Source organism: Bacillus sp. GbtcB10 (genome assembly GCF_019091365.1).
In the GTDB taxonomy this organism is placed as follows: domain Bacteria; phylum Bacillota; class Bacilli; order Bacillales; family Bacillaceae; genus Bacillus; species Bacillus altitudinis.
The window spans coordinates 1-233 of record NZ_JAGXJP010000427.1; the positions used below are offsets into that span (position 1 = coordinate 1).

Sequence of the window (233 nt, forward strand, 5' to 3'; positions counted from 1 at the left end):
CCGCCGTCCAGCGTGTCATCGCCCGCACCGGCAACCAGCGTGTCGTTGCCACCGAGGCCGGACAGAGCATTGGCGCCGGCATTGCCGGTAATGACGTTGGCCAGCGAATTGCCCGTCCCGACGAGATCGCCCTCACCCGACAGCGTCAGGTTCTCGATATGCTGCACGCCGATATTGTAGGACACCGACGAACTGACCGTGTCCACGCCCTCGCCGAACCGCTCGACAGCAAC

At 64.8% G+C, this 233-nt stretch carries 1 protein-coding gene; it reads right to left on the minus strand.

Annotated elements, in window-relative coordinates; all coding sequences use genetic code 11:
- The coding region (locus tag KVT11_RS20720) for a hypothetical protein (RefSeq protein WP_483297939.1) at nucleotides 1–233 on the minus strand (233 nt) is incomplete at both ends.